Origin of the sequence: Chryseobacterium artocarpi (assembly GCF_001684975.1) — a bacterium.
GTDB classification, from domain to species: domain Bacteria; phylum Bacteroidota; class Bacteroidia; order Flavobacteriales; family Weeksellaceae; genus Chryseobacterium; species Chryseobacterium artocarpi.
In genome coordinates, this window is record NZ_MAYH01000022.1 from 1 (window position 1) to 502 (window position 502).

The following is a 502-nucleotide window of genomic DNA, read 5'->3' on the forward strand; positions in this document are numbered from 1 at the left end:
CTCAACTTCCAATCCTCAGGATATGAGCCTGGATGTATTCAGGATGATGGCAAAACACGACAATATCTGTAAATACGTACACCTCCCGGTACAGAGCGGAAGCAATAATATGCTGGTAGCCATGAACAGGCAGCATACCCGTGAAGAATACCTTGATTTAATTAAAAAGGCGAAGGAAATTGTTCCTGATGTTGCCTTTTCACAGGATATGATCGTTGGATTCTGTAATGAATCTGAAGAAGATCATCAGGATACATTAAGTTTAATGAAAGAAGTGGAGTATGACTACGGATACATGTTCGCTTATTCAGAAAGACCGGGAACGCCTGCGCACAAAAAAATGGAAGATAACATTCCTGCCGACGTAAAACAAAGACGCTTGGCAGAAGTTATTGCATTACAGGGAGAACTTTCCAGAAAAAGAATGAAATCTTATGTGGGAAGAACCCATCAGATTTTGATCGAAGGCACCTCTAAAAAGAACGAAAACCAATGGAAAGGA

The 502-nt window shown here is 40.6% G+C and carries 1 protein-coding gene; it reads left to right on the top strand.

The window, feature by feature from the left end; all coding sequences use genetic code 11:
- Positions 1–502, top strand: a 502-nt coding sequence (locus BBI01_RS07980; protein WP_123862110.1) for a radical SAM protein, incomplete at both ends; no start/stop codon positions are given.